The sequence below is a fragment of the Chelatococcus caeni genome (assembly GCF_014196925.1).
GTDB lineage: Bacteria > Pseudomonadota > Alphaproteobacteria > Rhizobiales > Beijerinckiaceae > Chelatococcus_A > Chelatococcus_A caeni.
In genome coordinates this window covers 316791-342379 of the sequence record NZ_JACIEN010000003.1, presented here as the reverse complement: position 1 = coordinate 342379, position 25589 = coordinate 316791, and the positions used below count along the sequence as shown (strand labels likewise).

Here is a 25589-nt window from a genome sequence, read left to right as displayed (position 1 = left end):
GGGGGGCGGGCCCCCCCCCCCCCCCCCCCCCGGGGGGGGGGGGGGGGGGGGGGGGGGGGGCGCGCCCCCCCCCCCCTCGCCGCCCATTGCCACGCCAGACGTTCGAGCCGGCGCGCCCAAGCTTCCGGGCCTCCTGCCTGCGGCACCGCCCCCCACCCCGACCCTCCCCGCCGCAAGCGGGGGGAGGGAGGAGCGGTGCTCTGCTGTCTCGGTACCGCCTGGTGCGAAGCCAGCCGATACTATCCCGCGACCATCCGCAGCAGGACCACGCTCGCGACACCCACGGCGATGGTGGCGAGGAGGGGCAGGCGCGTCGCGGCCACGGCGGTGACGAGGGCGGCGAGCGTCTCCGGCCAGCCGGTGGCGAGCGCGGTCGGTGCGATGACGGCGACGAGCACAGCCGGCGGGATGGCGTCGAAGGCCGCCTTGGCGCGGCCGGAGAGGGCGAGCCGTCCGACGAGGAAGATGCCGGCGATGCGCGTGAGGTAGGTGATCACCGCCATCGCGAGGATGGCGGCGAGCGTGGTCGGGTCGATGGTCATGCGGCCTCCGGCGCGTCCTCGCCGGCGGGGGCGGCGACATAGGCGGCGGCGATGCCGGTGAGTGCGCCGGCCGCCACGTGCCACGGCGGGCCGAAGGCGAAATAGGTGGCGGCCGAGGCGGCGGCGCTCGCGCCGATGGCGGCGGCGCTGACGCGGCCGTTCCAGAAGCCGGCGATGAGGCCGATGAAAAGCGCGGTGAAGGCGAAATCCGCGCCGATGCGCGCCGGATCGCCCAGGAACGAGCCGAGGACGGCCCCGGCGATGGTTGCGCCCACCCAGGAGAGGGGCAGCAGTCCCGCGACGGCGAACCAGTAGGCCGGGGTGAGCGGCCTGTCCTTCGCCCGCCGCTCGGCCAGCGCCCAGGATTCATCGGTGAGGACGTAGAAGCCGGCGAGCTTCTGGCCGAGGGAGAAGCCGCGCATCTTCGGCGCCAGCGAGGCGCCCATGAGGATGTGGCGGGCGTTGATGAGCAAGGTCGAGAAGGCGAGCGTGGCGATGGGCACCGGCCATGTCCACAGTTCGAGCGCCGCGAACTGGGCCCCGCCGGCGAAGACGAGGACGGACATGAGGCCGGCCTCGGCCGGGCTCAGGCCCTTGCCGGCGCACAGGGCGCCGAACAGGAGGCCGATGGGCGCGGCGGCGATCATCACGGGCATGATGTCGCGAATGCCGGCCGCGCGCTCGCGCGCCATGTCGACCGGCGCCGAGGGCGCAAAGGGCTTGTTCATCGGGCAAAGGCCATGCGGTAGGCGCCGGGCGTAACGCCGCGGCGCAGCTTGAAGGCGCGGGTGAGGTGGCTCTGGTCGGCAAAGCCCGTCGCCTGCGCCACCTCGGCCGGCGAGAGCCCGGCGCGCAGCAGGGTTTCGGCGGCATTGATGCGGCGATTGACGAGGAAGGCGTGCGGGGTCATTCCCGTCTCGCGCGCGAAGGCGCGGATGAGATGATGGCGCGACAGGCGCGCCTCCGCCGCCAGGTCTTCCAGCGTGAAGGGCTCGGCGAAACGCTCGCCGAGCAGCGCCTTGATGCGCGCGACGGGGCCGTGCTCACGCCCGGGCTCGCGCGCGGGCAGGCGGGCATGGCGCACGATGGCGAGGGACAGGAACCTGTAGAGGAGCTCGGCGCCCTTGAGGGCGTCCTCCTCCTCTTGCAGGGCCACGTGGGCCTCCACGAAGAGGGCGAAGCCGGCCGGATCGTGCACCACGGGCTGGGGGAAGAAGGGGATGCCCAAATCGGAGCGCCCGCTCACCTCGGCGGCGACGGCGCTCAGCGTCTCGATGGAGGGGTAGCTCATGCGGTAGGCATAGCCGCCGTCGTGCGGGGCGCCGTCGTGCACCTCGTGCGGGTTCATGAAGACGAGTTCGCCCGGTCCCGCATAGCCGCGCCCCCGGCGGCTGGAGAAGGTCTCGCAGCCGGCGAGGATGGCGCCGACGGCATAGGTCTCGTGCGCATGCGGAGCGTAGCGGTGCGAGCGGAAGGTGGCGGTCAGGCACTCCAGCCCGCCGAAGGGCGAGGCCGCGAAGAAACGCGCCCGCTCGTCATCCGCGAGCGGCGTCGCCGCAAAAGCCTCTTCCTGTGTCACCGTATCCATGCCGCCATCATACGCGAAAGCGCCCGAGGCCGGTCTTGAACAAAAGTGATGCGAGCGATCTCAATCCTTGAAGATACGCTCGCCCTGCTCGTCGACGATCTGCCGGCCCTTGGTGAGCGCGAAATTCTCCGCGTCGCTGCGGCTCGCGTGGGTCTCGGCGCGCACGAAGCGATATTCCTTGATCTCGCCGCCGATGTCCTTCTCGATGATGCCGGCGGTCTGGAACTGGCCGCCGGCGGGGTAGGGCGCGGGGCGGATGCGGAAGCCCTTGTATTCCACGGCCTCGCCCGCAGGCGCCTCCTCGGCCGAGGCCTCCCGCCCGCCGCCGAAGAGCCCGCCCAAAAGTCCCTTTAGAAAGCTCATTGGCTCATCTCCCCCTCAGCTGCCGCGCTCAACGAAACTGTCGAGCACCATCTTGCGGCCGGCCTTGTCGAAATCGACGGTGAGCTTGTTGCCGTCCACAGCCGTGACCGTGCCGGGGCCGAACTTGAGATGGAACACGCGGTCGCCCGTGCCGAAGGCCGATGCCGTGCCCGTCGACTTGGCGACGAGCTCGCCCTCGATCATCAGCGGTCCGCCGCGCCTCGCGCCGGCACCGCGCCCCGACGCGAAGCTGCCCGACTGGCCGCCGCGTCCGCCGGCCCAGCCGGCGCTGTTGGCCTGCGCGCGCTGCCAGCCCGGCGTCGCATAGGAGGAGCGGAAGGGCTCGGCCATGTCGAAGCGGCTCTGGCCGTAGCTGCCGTAGGTATAGGCAGCCGGCGCCTCGGTCACCTCGACGCTCGCCTCCGGCAATTCATCGATGAAGCGGCTCGGGATGGTCGAGTTCCACAGGCCGTGGATGCGGCGGTTGGAGGCGAAATAGAGCTTGGCCCGGCGCCGCGCCCGCGTGAGGCCGACATGGGCGAGGCGCCGCTCCTCCTCGAGGCCGGCACGGCCGCTCTCGTCGAGGGCGCGCTGGTTCGGGAACAGCCCTTCCTCCCAGCCGGGCAGGAAGACGGTGTCGAACTCGAGCCCCTTGGCGGCGTGCAGGGTCATGATGCTGACGCGGTCGTCGCTGTCGCTCTCGACCGCGTCCATGACGAGCGAGACATGTTCGAGGAAGCTCTGCAGGTCGGGGAACTCCTCGAGCGAACGGACGAGCTCCTTGAGGTTCTCCAGCCGGCCCGCGGCCTCGGCCGAACGGTCCTTCTGCCACATCTCGGTGTAGCCGGATTCCTCCAGCACCACCTCGGCGAGCTCGGTGTGGGGCGTCGCCTCGAGGCTCTGCGACCAGCGCGAGAAGCTGGCGAGGAGGTCGCGCAGCGTCCTGCGGGGCTTCGGCTTCAGCTCCTCGGTCTCGACGATGAAGCGCGCCGCCTCCATGAGCGGGATGCGCGCGGCGCGGGCATGGGCGTGCAGCACCTGCAGCGTGGCGTCGCCGAGGCCGCGCTTCGGCGTATTGACGATGCGCTCGAAGGCGAGGTCGTCGGCCGGCTGCACGACGCAGCGCAGATAGGCGAGGGCGTCGCGGATCTCCATGCGCTCGTAGAAGCGCGGGCCGCCGATGACGCGGTAGGGCAGGCCGAGCTGGACGAAGCGGTCCTCGATCTCGCGCATCTGCGCCGAGATGCGCACGAGCACGGCCATTTCGGAGAGCGGATGGCCCTTTCTCTGCAAGGCCTCGATCTCCTCGCCGATGAGGCGGGCCTCCTCTTCGGAATCCCAGGCACCGGTGACGGTGACCTTCTCGCCCGGCTCGTCCTCGGTGCGCAGGGTCTTGCCGAGACGACCCTCGTTATGGGCGATGAGATGCGAGGCGGCGGCGAGGATATGGCCGGTGGAGCGGTAGTTGCGCTCGAGCCGCACCACGGTGGCGCCGGGGAAGTCGTGCTCGAAGCGCAGGATGTTGTCCACCTCCGCGCCGCGCCAGCCGTAGATGGACTGGTCATCGTCGCCGACGCAGCACAGGTTGCGGTGCGCCTGGGCGACGAGGCGCAGCCACAGGTACTGGGCGACGTTGGTGTCCTGGTACTCGTCGACGAGGATGTAGCGGAAGCGGCGTTGGTAGTCGGCGAGGACGTCGGGATGCTCCTGGAAGAGCCGGATCGATTCCAGCAGCAGGTCGCCGAAGTCCGCCGCGTTGAGGATCTTCAGCCGCTCCTCATAGAGCGCATAGAGTTCCGCGCCGCGCCCGTGGGCGAAGGCGGCGGCCTCGCCGTGCGGCACCTTCGAGGGCTGCAGGGCGCGGTTCTTCCAGCCGTCGATGAGGCTGGCGAGCTGGCGGGCCGGCCAGCGCTTGTCGTCGATATTCTCGGCCTGCAGCACCTGTTTCAGCAGCCGGATCTGGTCGTCGACGTCGAGGATGGTGAAGTCGGATTTGAGGCCGACGAGCTCGGCGTGGCGGCGCAGGATCTTGGTGCCGATGGCGTGGAAGGTGCCGAGCCAGGGCATGCCCTCCGCCGCGGGGCCGACGAGGTGCGCGACGCGCTCCTTCATCTCGCGCGCGGCCTTGTTGGTGAAGGTCACGGCGAGGATGCCGGACGGCCAGGCGAGCCCGGTGGCGATGAGATGGGCGATGCGCGTCGTCAGGACGCGCGTCTTGCCCGTTCCGGCCCCGGCGAGCACGAGGACCGGGCCTTCGGTCGCCTCCACCGCCCGGCGCTGCTCGGCATTGAGACCGGAGAGATAGGGCGTCGGCGCGGCGGCCGCGCGCGCCCGTGCGGCGAGCGAGCCGGGGCGGGGCGTGTGGGCGAGATCGTCGGGGCCGGACGCAGGGCCCTGTGGGGGTACGCGAGTCATCGGTCGGACCATGGACCAAAAGGCGAACGGCGTCGAGTGTCGAGGACGCCTGCCGGCCTAGGATGGGAGGCACGCAGCCCCTATATAAGGGGCATGACGAGAGGAGTGGACAGAATGCCCCGCAGGATGGTGTTGCTCGCGCCGGCCCTTGCCGCGGGCGCGGCGCTGATGGTCGGCCTTGCCGGCCCGCTGCCGGCGCACGGCCAGGAAGGGGCGCTCAACCGCGTGGAGCGGCAATACCGCCAGTCCGATCGCGACGTGACACGCGAGTTGCAGCGCTCGCAGGACCGGCAGCAGCAGCAGTTCGAATTCAACCAGATGCGGCAGCAGCAGCAGATCGACCGCTTCCAGCAGCCCCTGCGCTCCCTGGAATGCCCGCGCTGCTGATCGCGGTCAGTGGCGGGTGCCGGAGGCGAGTTGCGGCTCGTGCTCTTCCTCGCCCCGGTCGGGCACGGCGATGGACCTGCCGGCGTCTTCCGGATGCGGAAGGCGGGCATGCGCCGCGCGCATGACGGCGAGGTTCGCCAGGATGTCCGGCGGGAAGGCCGCTACCTTGCGCGTGCGCATGTCGACGTGCAGCGACAGGTTCTCGCAGGAGGCCGCCAGCCAGCCCTCGGCGGCGTGATGCAGCTCCATGAAATAGTGGATGCGCTTCTCGTCGAAGGCGAGGAGCTGCAGCGTCACGCGGACCGGGTCGTTCTCGCGCAGTTCGCGCCGGTAGCGGATGTGGCTCTCGACCACGAAGAACGAGGCCTTGCGCTCCTCGACATAGCCGGGGCCGAGCCCGACGAGCCCGAAGGCCTCATCCACCGCCCGGTCGAAGAAGACGTTGTAATAGGCGGCGTTGAGGTGGCCGTTGTAGTCGATCCAGTGCGCCTCCGCCCGCATGGTCGAGGAGACGAAGGGGGCAAAGAACAGGGCCGGTGCGTCTGCCGGGTTGCGCAAGGAACCTCTCCGGATCGTGCTGGCTGTCGGGCGCCGGGCGAGGCACCCCAAGGTCAAAGTTTAAGCATTCCAACCTGAATGCAAACCTAATGAATCGTGTCGCCTTGCGACGAATGCGCACTTGTGCGCGGCGCAAGGGCATAGAAGATGCGCTCGAGCCCATGAGCAACAGCCCGAGGATTCGAGAATGACCACCGCCGCAGAACGGCCGGCAAGGCCCGACGAGACGACCGTGGCGGCCGTCGTCGCCGCGCTCGCCGAGCGCTTCGGCAACCGCCTCGTCACGAGCCAGGCCGTGCGCGAGCAGCACGGCCATACCCTCACATGGATCCCGAACCAGCCGCCGGACGCCGTGGTCTTCCCCGAGAGCACCGAGGAGGTTGCGGAGATCGTGCGGCTGTGCGCCGCGCACCGCATGCCGGTCATCCCCTTCGGCACGGGCACCTCGCTCGAAGGCCATGTCAACGCGCCCTACGGAGGCGTATCCATCGACATGAGCCGCATGAAGCGCATCGTCGCCGTCCATGCGGAGGACCTCGACTGCACGGTGGAGGCGGGCGTCACGCGCAAGGAGCTCAACGAGCACCTGCGCGACCAGGGGCTCTTCTTCCCCATCGATCCGGGGGCGGATGCTTCCCTCGGCGGCATGGCGGCGACGCGGGCCTCCGGCACCAATGCGGTCCGCTACGGCACGATGAAGGACAATGTGCTGGCGCTCACGGTGGTCACGCCGGCGGGCGAGATCGTCAAGACCTCGACGCGCGCCCGCAAGACCTCGGCGGGCTATGATCTCACGCGGCTCTACGTGGGCTCCGAGGGCACGCTCGGCGTCATCACCGAGGTCACGCTGAAGCTCTCCGGCATTCCCGAGGCGGTGTCGGCTGGCGTGTGCCCGTTCCCCTCCGTCAAGGCCGCGTGCGACACCGTCATCGCCACCATCCAGATGGGCCTGCCGGTCGCCCGCATCGAGCTGCTCGACGAGGTGATGATTCGCGGCGTCAACCTGCACGCCAAGCTCGGCCTCCAGGAGACGCCGATGCTCTTCGTCGAGTTCCACGGCACGGAAGCGGGCGTGAAGGAGCAGGCAGAGCGCTTCGGCGAGATCGCGGCGGAGTTCGAAGGCGGCGCCTTCGACTGGGCGACCCAGCCCGAGGATCGCTCCCGCCTCTGGCAGGCGCGGCACGACGCCTATTGGGCGGCGCTGGCGCTGCGGCCCGGCGCCCGCTCCGTCGCCACCGACGTGTGCGTGCCGATCTCCCGCCTTGCCGAATGCGTCGACGAGACCAAGCGCGACATCGAGGCGAGCGGCCTCATCTCGCCGATCGCGGGCCATGTGGGCGACGGCAATTTCCATTGCCAGCCTCTCCTCGACCTCGACAATGCGGACGAGGTCGAGCGGGTGAAGGGCTTCATCGACCGGCTCGTGCGCCGCGCCATCGCCATGGGCGGCACCTGCACCGGCGAGCATGGCGTCGGTCAGAAGAAGATGGTCTATCTCGTCGAGGAGCACGGCGCGCCGGCGCTTGAGGTGATGCACACGCTCAAGGCCGCGCTTGACCCCCTCAACATCATGAATCCCGGCAAGACGCTGCCGCCGCGGGCGTGAAGAACCGGGGTGGAGAGGCGGCTTGCTTCTCCGCCCCGCCCCGACGGCAATCACAAGGCCGGGAGCCGACATTCTGCTTCTTCTTTATGTGATCCGGTTGGGCTATAGAGGCGCGCATTGCGATCGCCTCCATATTTTCAAAGCAAGATCATTTTCAGATGAATGCAACCCGTTTCTGGGAGCAGCAGGCGCTCGGCGCCGCGGTTTCCCTGCTGCCGCGCTCGCCCCGGTATCGCGACATGCGCCTCGAGGATGTCGAGCAGCGCCTCGTGCCGGCCATCTCGCGCGGGCAGATCAAATTCTACCTTGCCGACGGGGAGCCGCAGGCCTTCGCCACCTGGGCCTATCTGACGCGAGAGGCGGCCGATGGGCTCCTGACCGGCGAGCGCGAGCTCCTCGATGCGGATTTCGATGCGGGTGAAGAGACCTGGCTGGTCGATCTCGTGGCAGCGCCGGGCAAGGCGCTGCCCGTCGTCCGCGACCTGCGTGGCACCGTCTTCTCCGGCCGCAGCCTGCGCCGCCTGCGTCGGGGGCCGGGCGGGGGCTGGCGTTGCGTGCACATGTGGAAGGTGCAGGAAGCCGGGAAGACGCAACCGGGACCCGGCGAAGCGCTCGCCGCGCTCGCTGCGCGCCACGCCCGCTTCATGGCGGGGGACGCCGCGAGGCGGTGGCTGCCGCCCGGCGGCGCTGGCGAAGCCATCGGCCGGCGCCCGGTCCATTGAGCTTGCCCGGCCGACGTGCCAGAGATGAAAGGGCCGAGCCGCGGTTGGCGACGCAAGGCTCGCCACAGCCGCGCCGTCAAATCCGCTAAAGTGAGGTGAAAACCTCGATCAGCCGAGCCCGACGAGCGTGCGCGACTTTCTGACGGTCATTGCCATCCTCCTCATCCTTGTGTTGAGCGCGGCTCTCGCGGTGCCCTATTTCATCGATTGGGAGGCGCGCCGCGGCGAGGTGGAGGGCGTGCTGGGCGAGGCCCTCGGGCTGCCGGTGCGCACCGGCGGGGTCATCGAGCTGCGCCTCCTGCCGACGCCGGAGATCGTGCTGAGCGACGTCAGCCTCGGCGAAGCCGGCGGGGCCATGCTTGCCGCCCGGCGGCTCTCGGTCGAGGTCGCGCCGATGCCCCTCATCAAGGGCGAGGTGCGGGTGATCGAGGCGGGCCTCGACGCGCCCGTTCTTGCCGTACGCGTCACCGACGACGGAACCCTTGTCCTGCCGCGCCCCGGTTCTGTCTCGGCCGCCAATGTCGCGATCGCCATCGAACGCCTCGGCATCACGCGCGGTGAGATCAGGGTGGAGGATGCCGCCGGCGCCGAGATCGCGCGAATCGGCGAGATCGAGGCCGAGATCGTGGCGGCGAGCCTCGCCGGGCCCTGGCGCATCGAGGGCGAGGCGAACGGCGTTCCGCTGCGCGTGTCGACGGGGGTGCGTGAAGCCGGCGGCGACATGCGGCTGAAGGCCGTGCTCGGCCGCGCCGCAGGTGGAGGCCTGCTCGACGTCGATGGCGTGCTGAAGCTCGCCGACGGGCCCGGCGGGAGATTGCTGCCCGGCCTTGCGGCCGCCGTGCGATACACCGAACCCTTGGCCGGCGCCGGCGAGCCTCGCCAGATCATTCTCTCCGGCGCCGTGGAAGGCGACATCCGCAGCCTTTCGGCGCGCGACCTCACGCTCGACCTCACGCACGGCGAGGGCAGCAAGGACCTTGCGCTGACGGGCACGGCGACGCTCGACCTCGGCGGCCGGCCGGCCCTCCGGGCGAGCCTCGGCGGCCGGCGCGTCGACCTCGACGTGCTGCGCGAGCGGATCGACGAAGGCGCGCTCGGGCTTCGCGCGGCCGGCTTGCTTGCGCGGCTGCCGCTCCGCCTCGACCTGTCGCTCGAGGCATTGGCGATCGCGGGCGAGGAGTTCGGCCCGCTCACGGCCGGATTGCATCGCGACGGGGACGTCCTCGCCCTGTCCCGGTTCGATCTCGGGCTGCCGGGGGAAACCCGCATCGCGGCACGCGGCGAGGGGCTCATCCCGCTCGGCGGGCCGAAGGACGACATCTCGGGAACGGGGTCCATTTCGCTCGACAGCGGCCAGCCGCTGGTGTTCGCGCGGGCGCTGGTGCGCATGGGGGCGTCGCAGTCGCTGGCCGAAGCGCTCGCGGGCCTGCCGCGATTGTCCGCCAGCGCCGAGCTCGCGCTCGATCACGGCAGCATCGGCGCGCGCAACATCGCCGTGAAGGCGGGTGAGGCGGAGGTCGGCGGCGCGATCCGTTTCATGCCAGCGGATGGCAGCGGCGGGCGCCCGCGCTACGAGGCCGAGGTGACGGCGAGCAGGGTCGACATCGCCGCCCTGCCGCAATTCGAAGGGCTGCTCGCCCTTGCTTCCGGCGCCGACATCGGCCTGTCGCTCGATGCGCGCGACCTCGGCCTCGGGGCGTCCGGCCGTGACGCGCTGGGGCGCCTCAGCGCCCTCGTGGAGGCCGGATCGCAGGGCGTCGTCGTCGAATATCTCAATGCGTCGGGCTTCGGCGGCGCGCAGATCGAGGCGCAAGGGCGCATCGATGCCGCTGGCGGGCGGCTGGGCGCGACCATCGACGCCGACCATCCGCAGGCGCTCGCCGCGCTCGCCTCCCGTTTCCTGCCGGCGCGCGCCGCGGCGGCGCTGACGCGGGCGGTCGCGGACGGCGGGGCGCTCCGCCTCACGCTCGAGGCGGGGCGCGTGGACGCCGGTGCGCCGCTCTTCGTCAAGGCCGACGGCAGGATCGGCGACACCGAGGTGGACATGGGGCTGTCGCTGCCGCCCGCTTCAGGGGTGGGGGCGGAGCTCGAGGTCAGCCTCGGGGCCGGCGACGGGGCGCAACTGCTCGGGCAGCTCGGCTTCGATGTCCTGCCGCTGCCGGACGGCGAGGGGGGCCGCCTGTCGATCTCGGCGCGGGGCGCTTCGCTCGACGACATGGCCGGGCGCTTCTCGCTCGCGGCCGCCGGAGCGAGCCTCGCCGGCGAGGGAACCTTCAGCTTTTTCGAAACGGCGCCGCTCTTCGCCGGGCGGGTAACGATGACGGCGGGCGACCTCGGCCGCCTCGCGGAGGTGCTGGCGCGGCCGTTGCCGGGCGCAGGGGCATTGCCGCTCGAACTGACCGCCGATGCGACGCTCGGCGGCAGGGGGCTGTCGCTCGTCAATCTTGCGGCGACGGCGGGCGGCGTTCCGCTGCACGGGCGCCTGACCGTGGGCGAGGGCGGCCGTGTCGAGGGGGCGGTCCATTTCGAGCGCCTGGCGCTCGCCAATGTCGCGGCGCTCGCACTGGGCCCGCTGCCCATGGCGCCCGAGGGGCGCGCATGGTCCGGCGAGCGCCTTGGTGCCGCCGCCCCGCCTGTCGACGGTGCCCTGACGCTGACCGCCGGCAGCCTGGCCCTGACGCCGACGCTCACTTTGCGCGATGCGGCGCTGCGGTTGTCGCTGCATCCGGCCGGGCTCGCCATCGACGATCTCAATGGCGAGCTCTCGGGCGGCCGCATCGAGACCAGTCTGACGATGCGCCGGGAAGGCTCCCTCGCCGCGATCTCGGCGCGCGGCAAGCTCACGACCATTCCGCTTTCGAGCATCGCCGGCAGCGGGCTTCCCGGCACCCTCAGCGGCGATTTCGAGATCGGCACGGCCGGGGAAAGCCCGGCGCGGCTCGTCGCCAACCTTGCCGGCGGCGCCACCCTGTCGGTGGCGGATGCGTCGATCCCGGGGCTCGATCCATCGGCCGTCACCCGCATGGTGGCGCAGGCACTCGCCGCCGATACGCTGCGGCCGGACCTGCCGATCGTGACGGCCGCGCTTGCCGAGGAGCTCGACGAGGGCACGTGGCCCTTGCCGCAGCTGTCCGGCCCCGTCAGCCTGTCCGGCGGCGTCCTGCGCTTCGGCCCGCTGACGATGCCGACGCAGGCCGGGGTGGCCGAGGGGTCGCTCTCGGGCACGCTCGACCTGCGCAGCCTCACCGTCGACCTGCGGGCGACCGTCATCGCGGCGACGTCGCCGAAAGGCTGGACAGGGCCGTCGCCCCAGGCGGTGGCCATCTGGTCCGGGCCGGTCGATGCGCCGAAGCGCAGCCTCGATGCGGGCAGCCTCGCCAATGGCCTCGCCGCCATCGGCATCGTGCGTGAACTCGAGCGCATCGAGGCGATGGAAGCCGACGCGCGCGAGCGCGCCTTCCACAACCGCCGTCTCAGGGCGGAGCGCGAGCAGCGCGCCCGCGAGGCCGAGCGCCGCGCGGCGGAGGAGGCGAGGCGACGCGAGGAGGAGGCGCAGCGGCAGCAGGACTTGCAGCGGCAGCAGGACTTGCAGCGCCAGGAGGATCAGAGGCGGCTGGAGGAGTTGCTGCGCGAGGAAAGCCAGCGGCAGGAGCAGGCGCCTGTCCCACCCGAGACCCCGTTCCGGCTGCAGCCGCAGTCGCAGGAGGGGCGCGGGCCGACGCAGCTGCAGCTTCCGGCCATCCACCGCCTGCCGGAGTTCGAGCCGGATGGGGCAGGGGAGCCGACGGTGTCGCCGACGGGCGGCAGCGGGGGCTCGCCCGAGGCTCCGACGGCGCCAAGCGGCCGTACGCCGCCTCCTCCGGGCGGACCGCTCGATATCCGGCCGACGGCCCGCTGACGCAGCTCAGCCGCGCGCCGCGGCGCGCACATAGGCGAGCACGGCAACGCGAATGGCGGAGGACAGGTTCTGCTCGCCACGCTCCTCGTCGATGGCGGCGACCGCCTGGGCGACGGAGATGCCGCGCGCCGCAGCCATCTCCTTGAGCGCTGCCCAGAACGGCTCTTCCAGCGACACGCTGGTGCTGTGGCCGGCGATGACCAGCGAGCGCTTGACGATGCCGGCGCGGCCGGGCGGCGTCATGTCTCCTCGTCGGGCGCGGCCAGCCGGTGGCCCTCATGCGCCCGCGCCGCCCGCTCCTCCTCGCGCTCCATCTTGAGGCGCTCGGCCTTCGGCCGGCCGAAGCGGGCCCGGTTGGCTTCGGCCTCGGCCTCCTTCCGGCTGCGGGCCTTGGCCTTGCGGGCCATGCGCAGGTTCACGATCTCGGCCATGGCGCCCTCCTCACCGCGGGCCGAGCATGCCCGACGGGTCGACCCAGCGGTCGAAATCCTCGGCGCCGACGAGGCCGGAGGCGAGCGCTTCCTCGCGCAGCGTCGTGCCGTTCCTGTGCGCCGTCTTGGCGATCTTCGCCGCATTGTCGTAGCCGATATGCGGGGCGAGCGCGGTGACGAGCATCAGCGAGCGGCCCATGAGCTCGCCGATGCGCGCCTCGTTGGCCGTGATGCCGGCGACGCAGTTGTCGGCGAAGCTCGTCGCCGCATCGCCGAGGAGACGGATCGACTGCAGCAGGGCATGGGCGATGACCGGCTTGAAGACGTTGAGCTCGAAATGGCCCTGGCTCGCCGCGAAGGCGACGGTGGTGTTGTTGCCCAGCACCTGGGCGCAGACCATGGTCATGGCCTCGGCCTGGGTGGGATTGACCTTGCCGGGCATGATCGACGAGCCGGGCTCGTTCTCGGGCAGCGACAGCTCGCCGAGGCCCGAGCGCGGCCCAGAGCCGAGCAGGCGGATGTCGTTGGCGATCTTGAACAGGGCGGTCGCGGTGCTCGCCAGGGCGCCGTGGGCGAAAACGGCGGCCTCATGGCCGGCGAGGGCGGCGAACTTGTTCGGTGCCGAGGTGAAGGCGAGCCCCGTGTGCTCGGCGACGCGGGCCGCGAAACGCGCGGCGAAGTCGCGATGGGCATTGAGCCCGGTGCCCACGGCGGTGCCGCCCTGGGCGAGGGAGAGGAGGCCCGGCTGGGCGGCGCGGATCTGGTCCATGGCGAGCGCGATCTGCGCCGCATAGCCGGAGAATTCCTGGCCGAGCGTGACCGGCGTCGCATCCTGCAGGTGCGTGCGGCCGATCTTGATGATGTCGACGAAGGCGCGGGCCTTGGCATCGATGACGCCGCCGAGATGGGCGAGGGCGGGCAGAAGGTGGCGCTCGATCTCGATGGCGGCCGCGATGTGGATCGCCGTCGGGAAGGTGTCGTTGGACGACTGGCCGAGATTGACGTGGTCGTTGGGATGGACCGGGCTCTTGCCGCCGCGGTCGGCGCCGAGAATCTCGTTGGCCCGGCCGGCGATCACCTCGTTGACGTTCATGTTCGTCTGGGTGCCCGAGCCGGTCTGCCAGATGACGAGGGGGAACTCCTCGTCATGCCGCCCCTCGAGGACCTCGTCCGCGGCGGTGGCGATGGCCTGCGCGAGGCGCGGCTCGAGAAGGCCCAATTCGCCGTTGGTCTCGGCCGCGATGCGCTTGATGAGGGCGAGGGCGCGGATGAGCGGCAGCGGCATGCGCTCGCCGCCGATGCGGAAGTTCTGGATCGACCGTTGGGTCTGGGCGCCCCAGTACCGGGCGGCGGAAACGGCGATGGGGCCGAAGCTGTCCTCTTCCTGCCGGACGGCACCGCCCTCGGCCTCAGTCTTCGTTCCGGATGCGTCGGACATGGCAGTCGCCTTTCATCTCAAAGGGCAACAGGCGCGGGTCGCGTCGCAGCGGCCGAAGGTACCGCGCAGCAGGAGCGGCCCGGCCCATCAGGTCTTCTTGCGGAAGGCATCGAGGCTGACCACCTGGGCGCCCTTGCCATCCGCATTGTCCTCGGGCTTGGGCTCCTCGGCCGGCATGTCGGTGGCGGCGGGAGCCTTGTCCTTGGGCTTGGGCGCCTCGGCAGGGGGCTCCGCCTTTGCCGCCGCGGGCATCGCCCCGGCCGGCTCGGGAAAGGCGTCGTGTGCGTCCCCCGCGAGCGGCGGCGGTCCACCGCCTTCGGCCTCGCCCGCCTCGCCGTCCTGGCCGAACTTCAGGCCGAACTGGACCGAGGGGTCGTAGAAGCCGACCACGGCCTCGAAGGGGATCATCAGCCGCTCGGGCACGCCCTGGAAGGACAGGCCCACCTCGAAGGCCTGGTCCGTGACGGCGAGGTCCCAGAACTGGTGCTGGAGCACGATCGTCATCTCGTGCGGGTAGCGCTCGCGCTGGCGGCTCGACAGCCGCACGCCCGGATGATCGGTGCGGAAGGAGATGTAGAAGTAGTGGTCGCCGGGCAGGCCGTCGCGCACGGCATCGGCCAGCAGCTTGCGCACGACGCCCCTGAGCGCCTCCTGGACGAGCAGGTCGTAGCGGATGAGATCCTTCGCCATGTGTTCCGGAGCGATGCCTTCTAGGCCAGCGATTGACAAGAAAGTGGAGGCTTCTGTTGCCAGGTGCCTCCGAACCCCGCCTGCCGGGGCTAACCGTCAGGACTTTGGATCGGTAACCTAAGCTGCGTTACGCAGCCGCGGCGACCGGAGCATAGTTGTCGTTGGCAACTATAAGTTCGGCCCGATAACGGCGGAACCATGCCGAGCGAAAGCGCACCCTTTACACCCTCGTCGATCCTATTTCGCCCCCGCCGAAACGCGAGGCCCGCTCGCGTTTGGGTGGAGGCGCCGGGTACCGCCCCCGGGTCCGATGGGTTTATTGCGATGGCCGTTTATCGCCATAGCCGCCTTGCGACGGCACCCAGAATATAGGGACCTTCTCGGCCCGATGGAAGGCCTTCACCGCCATTCTCGCGCAGTTGCCGACAGGCAAGGGAGGGCCGGCGGCATGCCATCCGAACGGCGGCTTGCCGCGCCCTCCCGGCAGCACTGTGGCCTGCAGCCATTGCGATGCGACATGTAGAAGATATGTTGCTGTCGTTCTATTTATAAATAAATTCCAATTATGAAAGTTTATGTCTGTTGACATGGCGTATGGAGGAAGCATTATTGGAGCGCCGTTTGGCACTCGGTGTGTATACTGCTTAAACAATAATAATCATGCGATTTGCGGTCGGGCCGGATCGCTGTCGTGGCGGCCATTCGTGCATTGCGGCGTCACGGCTTCATTGTGAAAGACAGTTGCCTCCGAGCGCAGACGGATGAACGTCTGCGCTCGTCCTTTCGTGGCCTGCGACGCGCCTTCGCCGGCGCCGGAGGCATTCACCGGCGCCGTTGCCGATGCTATGCCTCGACGGGACGGAATCACGTGAGGCGACGATGCGCGCTTATCTCGACCTGCTGCGCCGCGTGCTCGACGAGGGCGTGCGCAAGAGCGACCGGACCGGGACGGGCACCTTGTCCGTCTTCGGCCACCAGATGCGTTTCGACCTCGCCGAGGGCTTCCCGCTCGTCACGACGAAGAAGCTCCATCTGCGCTCCATCGTGCACGAGCTGCTGTGGTTCCTGAAGGGCGACACCAACGTGCGCTACCTTCAGGAGAACAAGGTCAGCATCTGGGACGAGTGGGCGGACGAGAACGGCGATCTCGGCCCCGTCTATGGCAAGCAGTGGCGCGCGTGGGAAGGCGCCGACGGGCGCACGGTGGACCAGATCGCCTGGGTGGTGGACGAAATCCGCCGCAACCCCGATTCGCGGCGCCTTGTCGTGTCGGCCTGGAACCCGGCCGAGATCGACAGGATGGCGCTGGCGCCCTGCCATTGCCTCTTCCAGTTCCATGTCGCCGACGGCCGCCTGTCCTGCCAGCTCTACCAGCGCTCGGCGGATGTCTTCCTCGGCGTGCCCTTCAACATCGCGAGCTATGCGCTGCTGACGCAGATGATGGCGCAGGTCACGGGCCTCGTGCCCGGCGACTTCGTCCATTCCTTCGGCGATGCGCATCTCTATCTCAACCATCTCGACCAGGCGCGCCAGCAGCTTTCGCGCGAACCGCGGCCGCTGCCGCGCCTCGTGCTCAACCCTGCGGTGCGCTCGATCTTCGATTTCACCTTCGAGGACATCGTGATCGAGGACTATGATCCCCATCCCGCCATCAAGGCGCCCGTCGCCGTTTGAGGGCTCCCGCCCCGGAAGGCTCACCGAAGAAGACCCGCGATGTCGCTCGTCATCCGTCCTGCACAACCGGCCGATCTCGGCCTCGTCGCCGCGCTCGTGCGCGAGCTTGCCGAATACGAGAAGCTGGCCCACGAGGTCGAAGCGACCGAGGGCGATCTCGAAACTGCGCTCTTCGGCGCCAATCCGCGCGTCTTCTGCGATATCGCCGAATGGCGGGGCGAGCCGGCGGGCTTTGCCCTGTGGTTCTACAATTTCTCCACCTTCCTCGGCCGCCACGGCCTCTATCTCGAGGACCTCTTCGTGCGTCCGGCCTTCCGTGGCGAGGGCATCGGCAAGGCGCTCCTCGCCCATCTCGCCCGGCGCTGCGTCGAGGAGGGGCTCGGGCGGCTCGAGTGGTGGGTGCTCGACTGGAACGAGCCCGCGATCGGCTTCTACAAGCGCCAGGGCGCGCGCATGATGGACGAATGGACCGTCTGCCGCGTCACGGGCGACGCGCTGACGAAACTGGCGGAGGCGGCGCCGTGAGCGGGGAGGGTTCGCCCGTTTCGCTCGCCATCATCGTTGCGGCGGCGGACAACGACGTCATCGGCCGGGACAACCGGCTGCTCTGGCGGCTGCGCACGGACATGCGGCGCTTCCGCAGCCTGACGATGGGCCATCCGGTGCTGATGGGGCGCAAGACCTTCGAATCGATCGGCAAGCCGCTCGCCGGCCGCGAGACGATCGTGCTGACGCGCGGGGGCGGCGAGCTGCCGCCGGGCATCGTGCGGGCGACGAGCCTCGACGAGGCACTGGCGCTCGGGCGGGAGGCGGCGCGCCGCCTCGGCGTCGGGCGGCTGATGGTCGCCGGGGGTGCGCAGGTCTATGCCGAGTGCCTGCCGCTCGCGGACGAGATCCTGCTCACCCGCGTCCATGCCGCTCCCGCCGGCGATGCCGTGTTCCCGGTGATCGACCCCGAATTCTTCGCGGAGACGGGCCGCGAGGCGCACCCGGCCGGCGCCGAGGACGAGCACGCGTTCACCTTCATCAACTACAAGCGCAAACGTGAACGGTCGCAAGGGGCTCCAACCGTCGAAAACCGTTGACGTTCAGCGATTCATTCCCCACTTCCGCCCTTGACAGGTCGGGGATGGACAACCCATCAACGCTGGCGGATCGTTGCAACGCTGCGGCTGCGGCCGCTCCGAAACAGGTGAGGAACGTCTCAGCATGCCTTGGAGCAACCAGAGCGGCGGACCGTGGGGCCAGAAGCCCGGCGGTCCGTGGGGTACAGGACCGCAGGGCGGGGGAGGCAACACGCCTCCGGACCTCGAGGAATTGCTCCGGCGCAGCCAGGACCGCCTGAAGACCATGCTGCCCGGCGGCGGCATGGGCGGCCGGGGCGTCGCCTTCATCGTGCTCGGCGCCGTCCTCCTCTGGCTCGCGACGGGCTTCTACACCGTCCGGCCCAACGAGGTCGGCCTCAACCTCATCTTCGGCAAGTACGTCGGCAAGACCAACGAGGGCCTGCGCTACAACCTGCCGTATCCGATCGGCACGGTGGTGAAGCCCGAGGTCACGACGGTCAACACCATCGAGGTCGGCATGCGCACGGGCGACACGACGCGCCGCGTCGTGGCCGGCCGCGAAGTGCCGGAAGAAAGCCTGATGCTGACCGGCGACGAGAACATCGTCGACATCAACTTCGCCGTGCAGTGGCAGATCGACCCGGCGAGGCCCGAGGACTACGTCTTCAACCTGCAGAACCCTGATGCCGCCATCAAGGCCGTGGCCGAGAGCGCCATGCGCGAGGTCGTGGGCCGGCGCAACATCCAGACCGTGCTGACGACGGACCGTGTCGCCATCGAGGGCGAGGTGCGGCAGCTCATGCAGGAGACCCTCGACAGCTACGGCGCCGGCGTGCAGATCCGGCTCGTGCAGCTGCAGAAGGTCGATCCGCCGCAGCAGGTCATCGACGCCTTCCGCGACGTGCAGGCGGCCCGGCAGGACCAGGACCGCATGCGCAACGAGGCCGAGACCTACGCGAGCCGCATCGTGCCCGAGGCCCGCGGCCAGGCGGCGCAGATCCTGCAGTCCGCCGAGGCCTATCGCGAGCGCGTGGTCGCCGAGGCGCAGGGTGCGGCGTCCCGCTTCACCCAGGTCTACGAGACCTATCGCGCCGCGCCCGAGCTGACGCGCGAGCGCATCTTCCTCGAGACCATGGAGCGCGTGCTCGGCGGCATGGAGAAGGTGATCATCGACCAGAAGGAAGGGGGCCAGGGCGTGTTGCCGTACCTGCCGCTGAACGAACTCACCAGGCCGCAGCAGCAGCCGCGCGGCAACGCACAGCAGGGAGCGGCCCGATGAACGGCAACGTCTGGAAGATGGGCGGCCTCATCCTCGTCGCCGCGGCCCTCATTCTCGCCTACGCCTCGACCTTTATCGTCTATCAGACGCAGTCGGCGCTGGTGCTGCGCTTCGGCGGCGTGCGCAAGGTCGTCATGGAGCCGGGCCTCTACTTCAAGGTGCCGATGGTCGAGAACGTCGTCTACGTCGACAAGCGCGTGCTCGACCTCGACCTGTCGGAGCAGGAGGTCATCGCCGCCGACCAGAAGCGTCTCGTCGTCGACGCCTTCACGCGCTACCGCATTACCGATCCCGTGCGCTTCTACCAGACGGTGAACAATGTCGCCGGCGCCAACCTGAGGCTGGGCAACATCGTCAACTCGACGGCCCGCGCCGTGCTGGCGGATGCGACCTTCACCGACATCGTGCGCGAGCAGCGCGCCAGGCTGATGCGCTCGATCCGCGACGACGTGAACACGCAGGCGCAGGGCTTCGGCATCACCGTCGTCGACGTGCGGCTGCGCCGGGTCGACCTGCCGCAGGCCAACAGCCAGGCGGTCTACCAGCGCATGCAGACGGAGCGCCAGCGCGAGGCGGCGGATATCCGCGCCAACGGCTCGCAGATCGCCCAGAGCATCCGGGCGCGTGCCGACCGCGATGTGACGGTGATCAAGGCCGATGCCGACCGCAGGGCACAGGAACTGCGCGGTGAGGGCGACGCCGAGAGCAACCGCGTCTTCGCCGACGCCTACGGGCGCGACCCCGACTTCTTCGCGTTCTATCGCTCCATGCAGGCTTACGAGACGAGCCTGCAGGCTTCGGACACGCGGCTCGTGCTGGCGCCGGAAACGGACTTCTTCCGGTACTTCGGCAACGCCTTCGGTCGCAACTCCAACTCGGCTCCGGCCGGGGGCGGCCGGCCGTCGGCGCCGCAGCAGCAGCCCGCTCCGGGGCCGCAGTCGGGCCTGGCGACGCCCTGACGGCGCGAGCGAGGGGGGCGCTGGCGTATGATGGATTTTCTCGCGGCGCTCGGCCTCGTCCTGGCCATTGAAGGGCTCATCTTCGCGGCCTTTCCGAGCGCGGCCAAGAGGGCGCTGGCGGAGGCCTCCGAGGCGCCCATCGAGCGCATGCGCATCGTCGGCGTCGTCTCGGCGGTGCTCGGCGTCATCATCATCTGGTACGTGCGGTGGGGCGGCGCCTGAGGCGGGGCTGTCCGACGCCGGCCGGGACCGTCCGTTCCGGCACCCCGCTCTGCGCCGGGCGCCTTGCGGCAGCGGGCACGATCACGCACAGTTGCGTGTGCAAGCCGCCGTTCCGCCGTATTTGAAGAATGAAACCTCGGAAGACCGGAAGGTTCGGCGGTGCGGGCCGCTGCCGGGGCAACCAGCGACACGGTGGCGCGAGCCTGCGCCCCAGGGAACGAGGATTACAATGACATTTCTTCCGCCCATTCCACGCGCTCTCGGCGGCACGGGGCTGCGGCGCGCGTTCTCGGCCTTTGCGGTGGCGGCCGTCATGGCCGTCCAGCTTCCGGCCGCTGCCTTGGCGCGCGGGCCGGAATCGCTGGCCGATGTCGCCCAGGATGTCATCGATGCCGTGGTGAACATCTCGGCCTCGACCACCGTGGAGGCGCGCAGCCCGTCCTTTCCGCAGCTGCCGCCCGGCACTCCGTTCGAAGACCTGTTCGAGGAATTCTTCAACCGCCGCGGTCAGGGCGACAACGCGCCACGCCAGCAGCGCCGCTCCAATTCGCTCGGCTCGGGCTTCGTCATCGATGCCGAGGGCATCATCGTCACCAACAACCACGTCATCGGCGAAGCCAACGACATCACGGTCGTCTTCACCGACGGCAGCAAGCTCAAGGCCGAGATCGTCGGCAAGGATTCGAAGCTCGACCTCGCCGTGCTCAGGGTGAAGCCGGACCGGCCGCTCAAGGCCGTGCGCTTCGGCGATTCCGAGGCGCTGCGCATCGGCGACTGGGTGCTCGCCATCGGCAATCCCTTCGGCCTCGGCGGCTCGGTGTCGGCCGGCATCGTCTCGGCCAACAAGCGCGACATCGATTCCTCGGCCTTCGGCAACTACATCCAGACCGACGCCGCCATCAACAAGGGCAATTCGGGCGGCCCGCTGTTCAACATGAACGGCGAGGTCATCGGCATCAACACCGCCATCCTGTCGCCCACCGGCGGCTCGGTCGGCATCGGCTTCGCCGTGCCGTCCTCGCTCGCCGAGCCGACGATCCGCCAGCTCATCGACTTCGGCGAGACGCGCCGCGGCTGGCTCGGCGTGCGCATCCAGAACGTCGACGACGCGACTGCCGAAGCGCTCGGCCTCGACAAGGCGCGCGGCGCGCTCGTCGCCGGCGTCGACGACAAGGGCCCCTCCAAGGCCGGCGGCATCGAGGTCGGCGACGTCATCGTCTCCTTCGACGGCAAGCCGGTGGCCCAATCGCGCGACCTGCCGCTGATGGTGGCCCAGACGCCGGTCGGCAAGGAGGTCGAGGTCGTCATCATCCGCAAGGGCAAGGAAGAGACGAAGCGCATCGCCCTCGGCCGCCTCGAGGAGGCGACGGACGAGACCACGCCCGGCCAGAGCGGCCAGAGCGACAAGCCGGCGGTCAGCCAGGCGCTCGGCCTCGAGATGTCGGCCCTCAACGGCATGCTGCGCCAGCGCTACAACATCAAGGAAGACATCAAGGGCGTCGTCGTCACCAGCGTCGATCCCAATTCGGCCGCAGCCGACAAGCGCATCCAGGCCGGCGACGTCATCGTCGAGGTCAACCAGGAGCAGGTGGCGAACCCGCAGGACGTGACCAAGCGCATCGACGCCGTGAAGAAGGAGGGAAAGAAGTCCGTGCTTCTGCTCGTCTCTTCCGCCCAGGGCGAAGTGCGTTTCGTGGCGCTCAGCCTGCAGTGAGCCCTGTCGCACGCAACGAAAAAGGGCGGCCCTCGGGCCGCCCTTTCTGTTTGGGGCGCGGCTCAGGCCACGAAGTCGTCGCGGCGATAGCCCTGGAGATAGAGCAGGGCGCTCAGGTCGCCATGGTCGATGCGGGCATGGGCGGCGGCCGCGACCGCCGGCTTGGCGTGATAGGCGACGCCGAGGCCCGCTTCGGCGAGCATGGCGAGGTCATTGGCGCCGTCGCCGACGGCGAGCGTGTCGCTGTCGGCGAGGTCGAGACGGGTCCGCAGCTCGCGCAGCGTCGCCAGCTTGGCCTCGCGCCCGAGAATGGGCTCCTCCACCCGCCCGGCGAGGGTGCCGTTCTCCTCGATGAGGAGATTGGAGCGGTGCTCGTGGAAGCCGATGCGGGCCGCGATGGGGCCGGTGAACAGGGTGAAGCCGCCGGACACGAGGCAGGTGTACGCGCCCTGCGCGCGCATGGTGCGCACGAGTTCGGTGCCGCCCGGCGTCAAGGTGATGCGCTCGGCGATGATGCGGTCGACCACCGAGACCGGCAGGCCGCCGAGGAGGGCGACGCGCTCGCGCAGCGCCGGCTCGAACGGCAGCTCGCCGCGCATGGCGCGCTCGGTGATGGCCGACACCTCGGCCTTCAGCCCGACCAGATCGGCGAGCTCGTCGATGCATTCCTGCCCGATCATGGTCGAATCCATGTCGGCGAGGAACAGGCGCTTGCGCCGGCCGGCGAGCGGCTGCACGACGATGTCGACGGGCGCATCGCCCAGCGCCTCGCGCAGCCTCTCGTGGGCAGACACGCCGTCGTGGGGCGAGAAGCGGATGTCGGCCGCCACGCCTTCGTCCAGCCAGGCCGGCACCGGGACCGCCTCGAGGCTTCTGGCCGCCGCCTCGACCAGATCTTGGCTGAGGACGGGCGCGGCCGGATTGGTTATGAGAGTAGCGACGTGGGTCAAGGTCTCAGTCATTGCCGGAGAAGATCGTGACGGAAAGGATGCGAGCCGTCCTCATCGCAGGGCCGACGGCTTCCGGCAAGTCCGCATTGGCGATCGCGCTCGCGCAGGAGCATGGCGGCATCGTCGTCAATGCCGATTCCATGCAGGTCTACCGCGACCTCCGCACCATCACCGCGCGGCCGAGCGAGGCCGAGGAGGCGACGGTGCCGCACCGGCTCTACGGGCATGTGGACGGCGCGGTGAACTATTCCGTCGGGCGCTATCTCGCCGATGCCGCCACGGTGCTCGCCGAGGCGCAGGCGAAGGGGAGGCTGCCCATCTTCGTCGGCGGCACGGGCCTCTATTTCAAGGCGCTGTGCGAGGGGCTGTCGGAGATTCCGCCGGTGCCGGAAGAGGTGCGGGCGGCCGTGCGCGCGGCCGCCGAGGGCCGGGGGACGCCGCTGCTCTATGCCGATCTCGCCGCGCGCGATCCCGTCACCGCGGCCCGGCTCAACCCGACCGACCGGCTGCGCATCCTGCGCGCCATGGAGGTCTTCGCGGCGACGGGCAAGCCGATCGCGAGCTTCCACGGCCGGCGCAGCCGGCCTCTCCTCGCCGGCTGGCGCCTCTACAAATATTTTCTCGCGCCGGAGCGGGCGGCGCTCTTCGCCCGCATCGACAGCCGCTTTGCGGCGATGATGGCGGCGGGCGCGCTCGAGGAGGTGAGGGCGCTCGCGGCGCGGGGGCTCGATCCCACGCTGCCGGTGATGCGGGCCCACGGCGTGCCCTGGCTCATCCGCCACATCCGCGGGGAGATCGACCTCGCCGAAGCGATCGAGAAGGCGCAGGCCGACACGCGCCACTATGCCAAGCGGCAGTTCACCTGGGTGCGCCATCAGCTGCCGGATTTCTCGTGGCTCGCCCCGGAAGCCGCTCATGAGGCGATGGGCGAGGCCCTGCGGGCGGCACCCCGCGACGTGCAGGAGCGATCTTCCGCTTGACCGCCCGGCGGGCCTCGGCTAGCGTGCCCGCCACAGACGTGGAAGGAACGTGCGGCTTATGCGCGCAATTCTTATTGTAACGGGGGCGCCATCGACGGAGCGGAGATGATCCGCAGGTCCGGCTGGTGGCGCATGCAGGGTCCTTCGGGGCCCTTTTTTGTTGCCCCTGTCCGACCCGTCCGGCCACGCCGACGAGGGAACGGAGAAGACGATGAGCGAGACGATGACCGGCGCCGAAATGGTGGTTCGCGCGCTGCAGGACCAGGGGGTCGAACATATCTTCGGCTATCCCGGCGGCGCCGTGCTGCCGATCTATGACGCATTGTTCCACCAGGACAAGGTCAAGCACGTGCTCGTGCGGCACGAGCAGGGCGCCGTGCATGCGGCCGAGGGCTATGCGCGCTCCTCGGGCAAGGTCGGCGTCGTGCTGGTGACGTCGGGCCCGGGCGCGACCAATGCGGTCACCGGCCTCACCGACGCGCTGATGGATTCGATCCCGCTCGTCTGCCTCACCGGGCAGGTGCCGACGCATCTCATCGGCTCGGACGCCTTCCAGGAGGCGGACACCGTCGGCATCACGCGGCACTGCACGAAGCACAATTATCTCGTCAAGCGCATCGAGGACCTGCCGCGCATCATGCACGAGGCCTTCTATGTCGCGGCGAACGGCCGGCCCGGCCCGGTCGTCATCGACCTGCCGAAGGACATCCAGTTCGCCAGCGGCACCTATGCGCGCCCGGCGAGCAACCAGCACAAGACCTATCGCCCGCAGGTGCAGGGCGACATGGAGAAGATCAAGGCCGCGATCGCCCTTATGGCTTCGGCCAAGCGGCCGGTGTTCTACACCGGCGGCGGCGTCGTCAACGCCGGGCCGCAGGCCGCGGCGCTGCTGCGCGAGCTCGTGCGCCTCACGGGCTTTCCCGTCACCTCGACGCTGATGGGCCTCGGCGCCTATCCGGCCTCCGACCCGCAGTTCCTGGGCATGCTCGGGATGCACGGCACCTACGAGGCCAACCTCGCGATGCACGGCTGCGACGTGATGATCAACATCGGCGCGCGCTTCGACGACCGCATCACGGGGCGGCTCGATGCCTTCTCGCCGCATTCGCGCAAGATCCACGTCGACATCGATCCCTCGTCGATCAACAAGAACGTCAAGGTCGACATCGGCATCGTCGGCGACTGCGCCCACGTGCTCGAGGACATGGTGCGCCTGTGGCGCTCCACGGCGCCGCAGGTGGACAAGGCCGCGCTCAAGGGCTGGTGGGACGACATCACCGGCTGGCGGAGCCGCAACTGCCTCGCCTATCGCAAGTCGAGCGACGTCATCAAGCCGCAGTACGCCATCGAGCGGCTGTACGAACTGAGCAAGGACCGGGAGGTCTACGTCACCACCGAGGTCGGCCAGCACCAGATGTGGGCCGCCCAGTTCTTCAAGTTCGAGGAGCCGAACCGGTGGATGACCTCCGGCGGGCTCGGCACCATGGGCTACGGCCTGCCGGCGGCCATCGGGGCGCAGCTCGCGCATCCGAACGCGCTCGTCGTCGACATCGCGGGCGAAGCCTCCATCCTCATGAACATGCAGGAGATGTCGACGGCGCTGCAGTACCGCCTGCCGGTCAAGGTCTTCATCCTCAACAACCAGTACATGGGGATGGTGCGGCAGTGGCAGGAGCTGCTGCACGGCGGGCGCTATTCGGAGAGCTACTCGCACTCGCTGCCGGATTTCGTGAAGCTGGCCGAGGCCTATGGCGGCGTCGGCATCCGCTGCGACAAGCCGGACGAGCTCGACGATGCCATCCGCGAGATGATCGACACGCCCCGTCCCGTCATCTTCGACTGCGTGGTCGACAAGAGCGAGAACTGCTTCCCCATGATCCCCTCGGGCAAGGCGCACAACGAGATGATCCTGGGCGACGCGGCCGAGGACATCGGCTCGGTCATCGACGCCAAGGGCAAGATGCTGGTGTGAGGTGAGGCACCGCACCCTCCCCCCCGGGGGGAGGGTGCGCCGCGTGCGCGTCAACCGTGATCGTTTCCCTCACATGCCTTGATTGGACGGGCGCCGGCTGCCGCGGCAGTCTCGGCGCCCCACAGTCGAAATCG

Annotated in this window: 24 protein-coding genes and 1 other RNA gene; 13 read left to right on the top strand and 12 right to left on the bottom strand. The window is 69.8% G+C overall.

Annotated elements, in window-relative coordinates; genetic code table 11:
* Positions 1-239: 239 nt before the first annotated feature.
* Genes GGR16_RS14560 through GGR16_RS14540 form a run of 5 tightly spaced genes read right to left on the bottom strand, consistent with a single transcriptional unit; the run spans position 240 to position 4908 of the window.
* Entirely contained in the window at positions 240-542 is a 303-nt protein-coding gene (locus tag GGR16_RS14560) for an AzlD family protein (RefSeq protein WP_019404387.1), read from the bottom strand.
* Positions 539-1270, bottom strand: a complete 732-nt coding sequence (locus GGR16_RS14555) for an AzlC family ABC transporter permease (RefSeq protein WP_019404388.1) — start codon at positions 1268-1270, stop codon at positions 539-541. Before GGR16_RS14555 ends, GGR16_RS14560 begins: the two co-directional genes overlap by 4 nt.
* Positions 1267-2130: an AraC family transcriptional regulator gene (locus GGR16_RS14550; RefSeq protein WP_019404389.1), complete on the bottom strand. Its 864-nt coding sequence runs from the start codon at positions 2128-2130 to the stop codon at positions 1267-1269. The genes GGR16_RS14555 and GGR16_RS14550 overlap by 4 nt, the downstream gene beginning before the upstream one ends.
* Positions 2131-2190: 60 nt before the next feature.
* Entirely contained in the window at positions 2191-2493 is a 303-nt protein-coding gene (locus GGR16_RS14545; protein WP_026015517.1) for an HlyU family transcriptional regulator, read from the bottom strand.
* 15 nt (positions 2494-2508) lie between these two features.
* Positions 2509-4908, bottom strand: coding sequence for an ATP-dependent helicase (locus GGR16_RS14540; protein ID WP_053193176.1), 2400 nt, complete (start codon positions 4906-4908; stop codon positions 2509-2511).
* 114 nt (positions 4909-5022) lie between these two features.
* On the opposite strand from GGR16_RS14540, the gene GGR16_RS14535 reads away from it, so the two are divergent.
* Positions 5023-5295: a hypothetical protein gene (locus GGR16_RS14535; RefSeq protein ID WP_019404392.1), complete on the top strand. Its 273-nt coding sequence runs from the start codon at positions 5023-5025 to the stop codon at positions 5293-5295.
* 6 nt (positions 5296-5301) lie between these two features.
* On the opposite strand, the gene GGR16_RS14530 is transcribed toward GGR16_RS14535, so the two are convergent.
* Positions 5302-5853, bottom strand: coding sequence for a thioesterase family protein (locus tag GGR16_RS14530; protein ID WP_019404393.1), 552 nt, complete (start codon positions 5851-5853; stop codon positions 5302-5304).
* 187 nt (positions 5854-6040) lie between these two features.
* On the opposite strand from GGR16_RS14530, the gene GGR16_RS14525 reads away from it, so the two are divergent.
* The 3 genes from GGR16_RS14525 (at position 6041) to GGR16_RS14515 (ending at position 12079) form a co-directional block, all read left to right on the top strand.
* On the top strand, positions 6041-7459 hold the full coding sequence (locus GGR16_RS14525; protein ID WP_183317043.1) for an FAD-binding oxidoreductase: 1419 nt from the start codon (positions 6041-6043) through the stop codon (positions 7457-7459).
* Positions 7460-7617: 158 nt separating this feature from the next.
* Complete coding sequence (locus GGR16_RS14520) at positions 7618-8181, top strand: toxin-activating lysine-acyltransferase (protein WP_183317042.1); 564 nt, start codon at positions 7618-7620, stop codon at positions 8179-8181.
* Between the two features lie 127 nt (positions 8182-8308).
* Positions 8309-12079, top strand: a complete 3771-nt coding sequence (locus tag GGR16_RS14515) for an AsmA family protein (RefSeq protein ID WP_183317041.1) — start codon at positions 8309-8311, stop codon at positions 12077-12079.
* 6 nt (positions 12080-12085) lie between these two features.
* Here the strand turns inward: GGR16_RS14515 and GGR16_RS14510 are convergent, their stop codons facing one another.
* The 5 genes from GGR16_RS14510 to ssrA form a co-directional block, all read right to left on the bottom strand.
* On the bottom strand, positions 12086-12322 hold the full coding sequence (locus GGR16_RS14510) for a ribbon-helix-helix domain-containing protein (protein ID WP_019404397.1): 237 nt from the start codon (positions 12320-12322) through the stop codon (positions 12086-12088).
* Entirely contained in the window at positions 12319-12510 is a 192-nt protein-coding gene (locus tag GGR16_RS14505) for a DUF4169 family protein (RefSeq protein ID WP_183317040.1), read from the bottom strand. Before GGR16_RS14505 ends, GGR16_RS14510 begins: the two co-directional genes overlap by 4 nt.
* 10 nt (positions 12511-12520) lie before the next feature.
* Positions 12521-13948, bottom strand: a complete 1428-nt coding sequence (gene fumC / locus GGR16_RS14500; RefSeq protein WP_183317039.1) for a class II fumarate hydratase — start codon at positions 13946-13948, stop codon at positions 12521-12523.
* Between the two features lie 87 nt (positions 13949-14035).
* Positions 14036-14638, bottom strand: a complete 603-nt coding sequence (locus tag GGR16_RS14495) for an SspB family protein (protein WP_183317038.1) — start codon at positions 14636-14638, stop codon at positions 14036-14038.
* A gap of 42 nt (positions 14639-14680) precedes the next feature.
* Positions 14681-15036, bottom strand: a transfer-messenger RNA (tmRNA) gene (gene ssrA / locus GGR16_RS14490).
* A gap of 481 nt (positions 15037-15517) precedes the next feature.
* On the opposite strand from ssrA, the gene GGR16_RS14485 reads away from it, so the two are divergent.
* The 7 genes from GGR16_RS14485 to GGR16_RS14455 all read left to right on the top strand — a co-directional run bounded on the left by GGR16_RS14485 (position 15518) and on the right by GGR16_RS14455 (position 21553).
* Positions 15518-16312 (top strand): thymidylate synthase, encoded by a 795-nt coding sequence (locus GGR16_RS14485; RefSeq protein WP_019404401.1) that lies wholly within the window; start codon positions 15518-15520, stop codon positions 16310-16312.
* Positions 16313-16351: 39 nt separating this feature from the next.
* Positions 16352-16837, top strand: a complete 486-nt coding sequence (locus tag GGR16_RS14480; RefSeq protein WP_019404402.1) for a GNAT family N-acetyltransferase — start codon at positions 16352-16354, stop codon at positions 16835-16837.
* The gene (locus tag GGR16_RS14475; RefSeq protein WP_019404403.1) at positions 16834-17397 is read left to right on the top strand and encodes a dihydrofolate reductase; all 564 of its coding nucleotides are present in this window, start codon (positions 16834-16836) and stop codon (positions 17395-17397) included. Before GGR16_RS14480 ends, GGR16_RS14475 begins: the two co-directional genes overlap by 4 nt.
* Positions 17398-17521: 124 nt before the next feature.
* Entirely contained in the window at positions 17522-18658 is a 1137-nt protein-coding gene (hflK, locus tag GGR16_RS14470; RefSeq protein WP_026015521.1) for an FtsH protease activity modulator HflK, read from the top strand.
* Entirely contained in the window at positions 18655-19617 is a 963-nt protein-coding gene (gene hflC / locus GGR16_RS14465) for a protease modulator HflC (protein WP_019404405.1), read from the top strand. The genes hflK and hflC overlap by 4 nt, the downstream gene beginning before the upstream one ends.
* Positions 19618-19644: 27 nt before the next feature.
* A complete protein-coding gene (locus tag GGR16_RS14460; RefSeq protein WP_019404406.1) occupies positions 19645-19839 on the top strand; it encodes a DUF2065 domain-containing protein in 195 nt (64 codons plus the stop codon).
* Positions 19840-20068: 229 nt separating this feature from the next.
* Positions 20069-21553, top strand: a complete 1485-nt coding sequence (locus tag GGR16_RS14455; protein ID WP_183317037.1) for a DegQ family serine endoprotease — start codon at positions 20069-20071, stop codon at positions 21551-21553.
* Positions 21554-21615: 62 nt separating this feature from the next.
* On the opposite strand, the gene serB is transcribed toward GGR16_RS14455, so the two are convergent.
* Positions 21616-22515 carry a phosphoserine phosphatase SerB gene (gene serB / locus GGR16_RS14450; RefSeq protein WP_183317036.1) on the bottom strand — a complete coding sequence of 300 codons (900 nt, stop codon included), beginning with the start codon at positions 22513-22515 and terminating at the stop codon, positions 21616-21618.
* Positions 22516-22541: 26 nt separating this feature from the next.
* Between serB and miaA the strand changes: the two genes are divergently transcribed.
* Positions 22542-23483, top strand: coding sequence for a tRNA (adenosine(37)-N6)-dimethylallyltransferase MiaA (gene miaA, locus GGR16_RS14445; RefSeq protein ID WP_183317245.1), 942 nt, complete (start codon positions 22542-22544; stop codon positions 23481-23483).
* A gap of 211 nt (positions 23484-23694) precedes the next feature.
* Complete coding sequence (locus GGR16_RS14440; protein WP_019404410.1) at positions 23695-25455, top strand: acetolactate synthase 3 large subunit; 1761 nt, start codon at positions 23695-23697, stop codon at positions 25453-25455.
* The last annotated feature ends 134 nt before the right edge of the window (positions 25456-25589 follow it).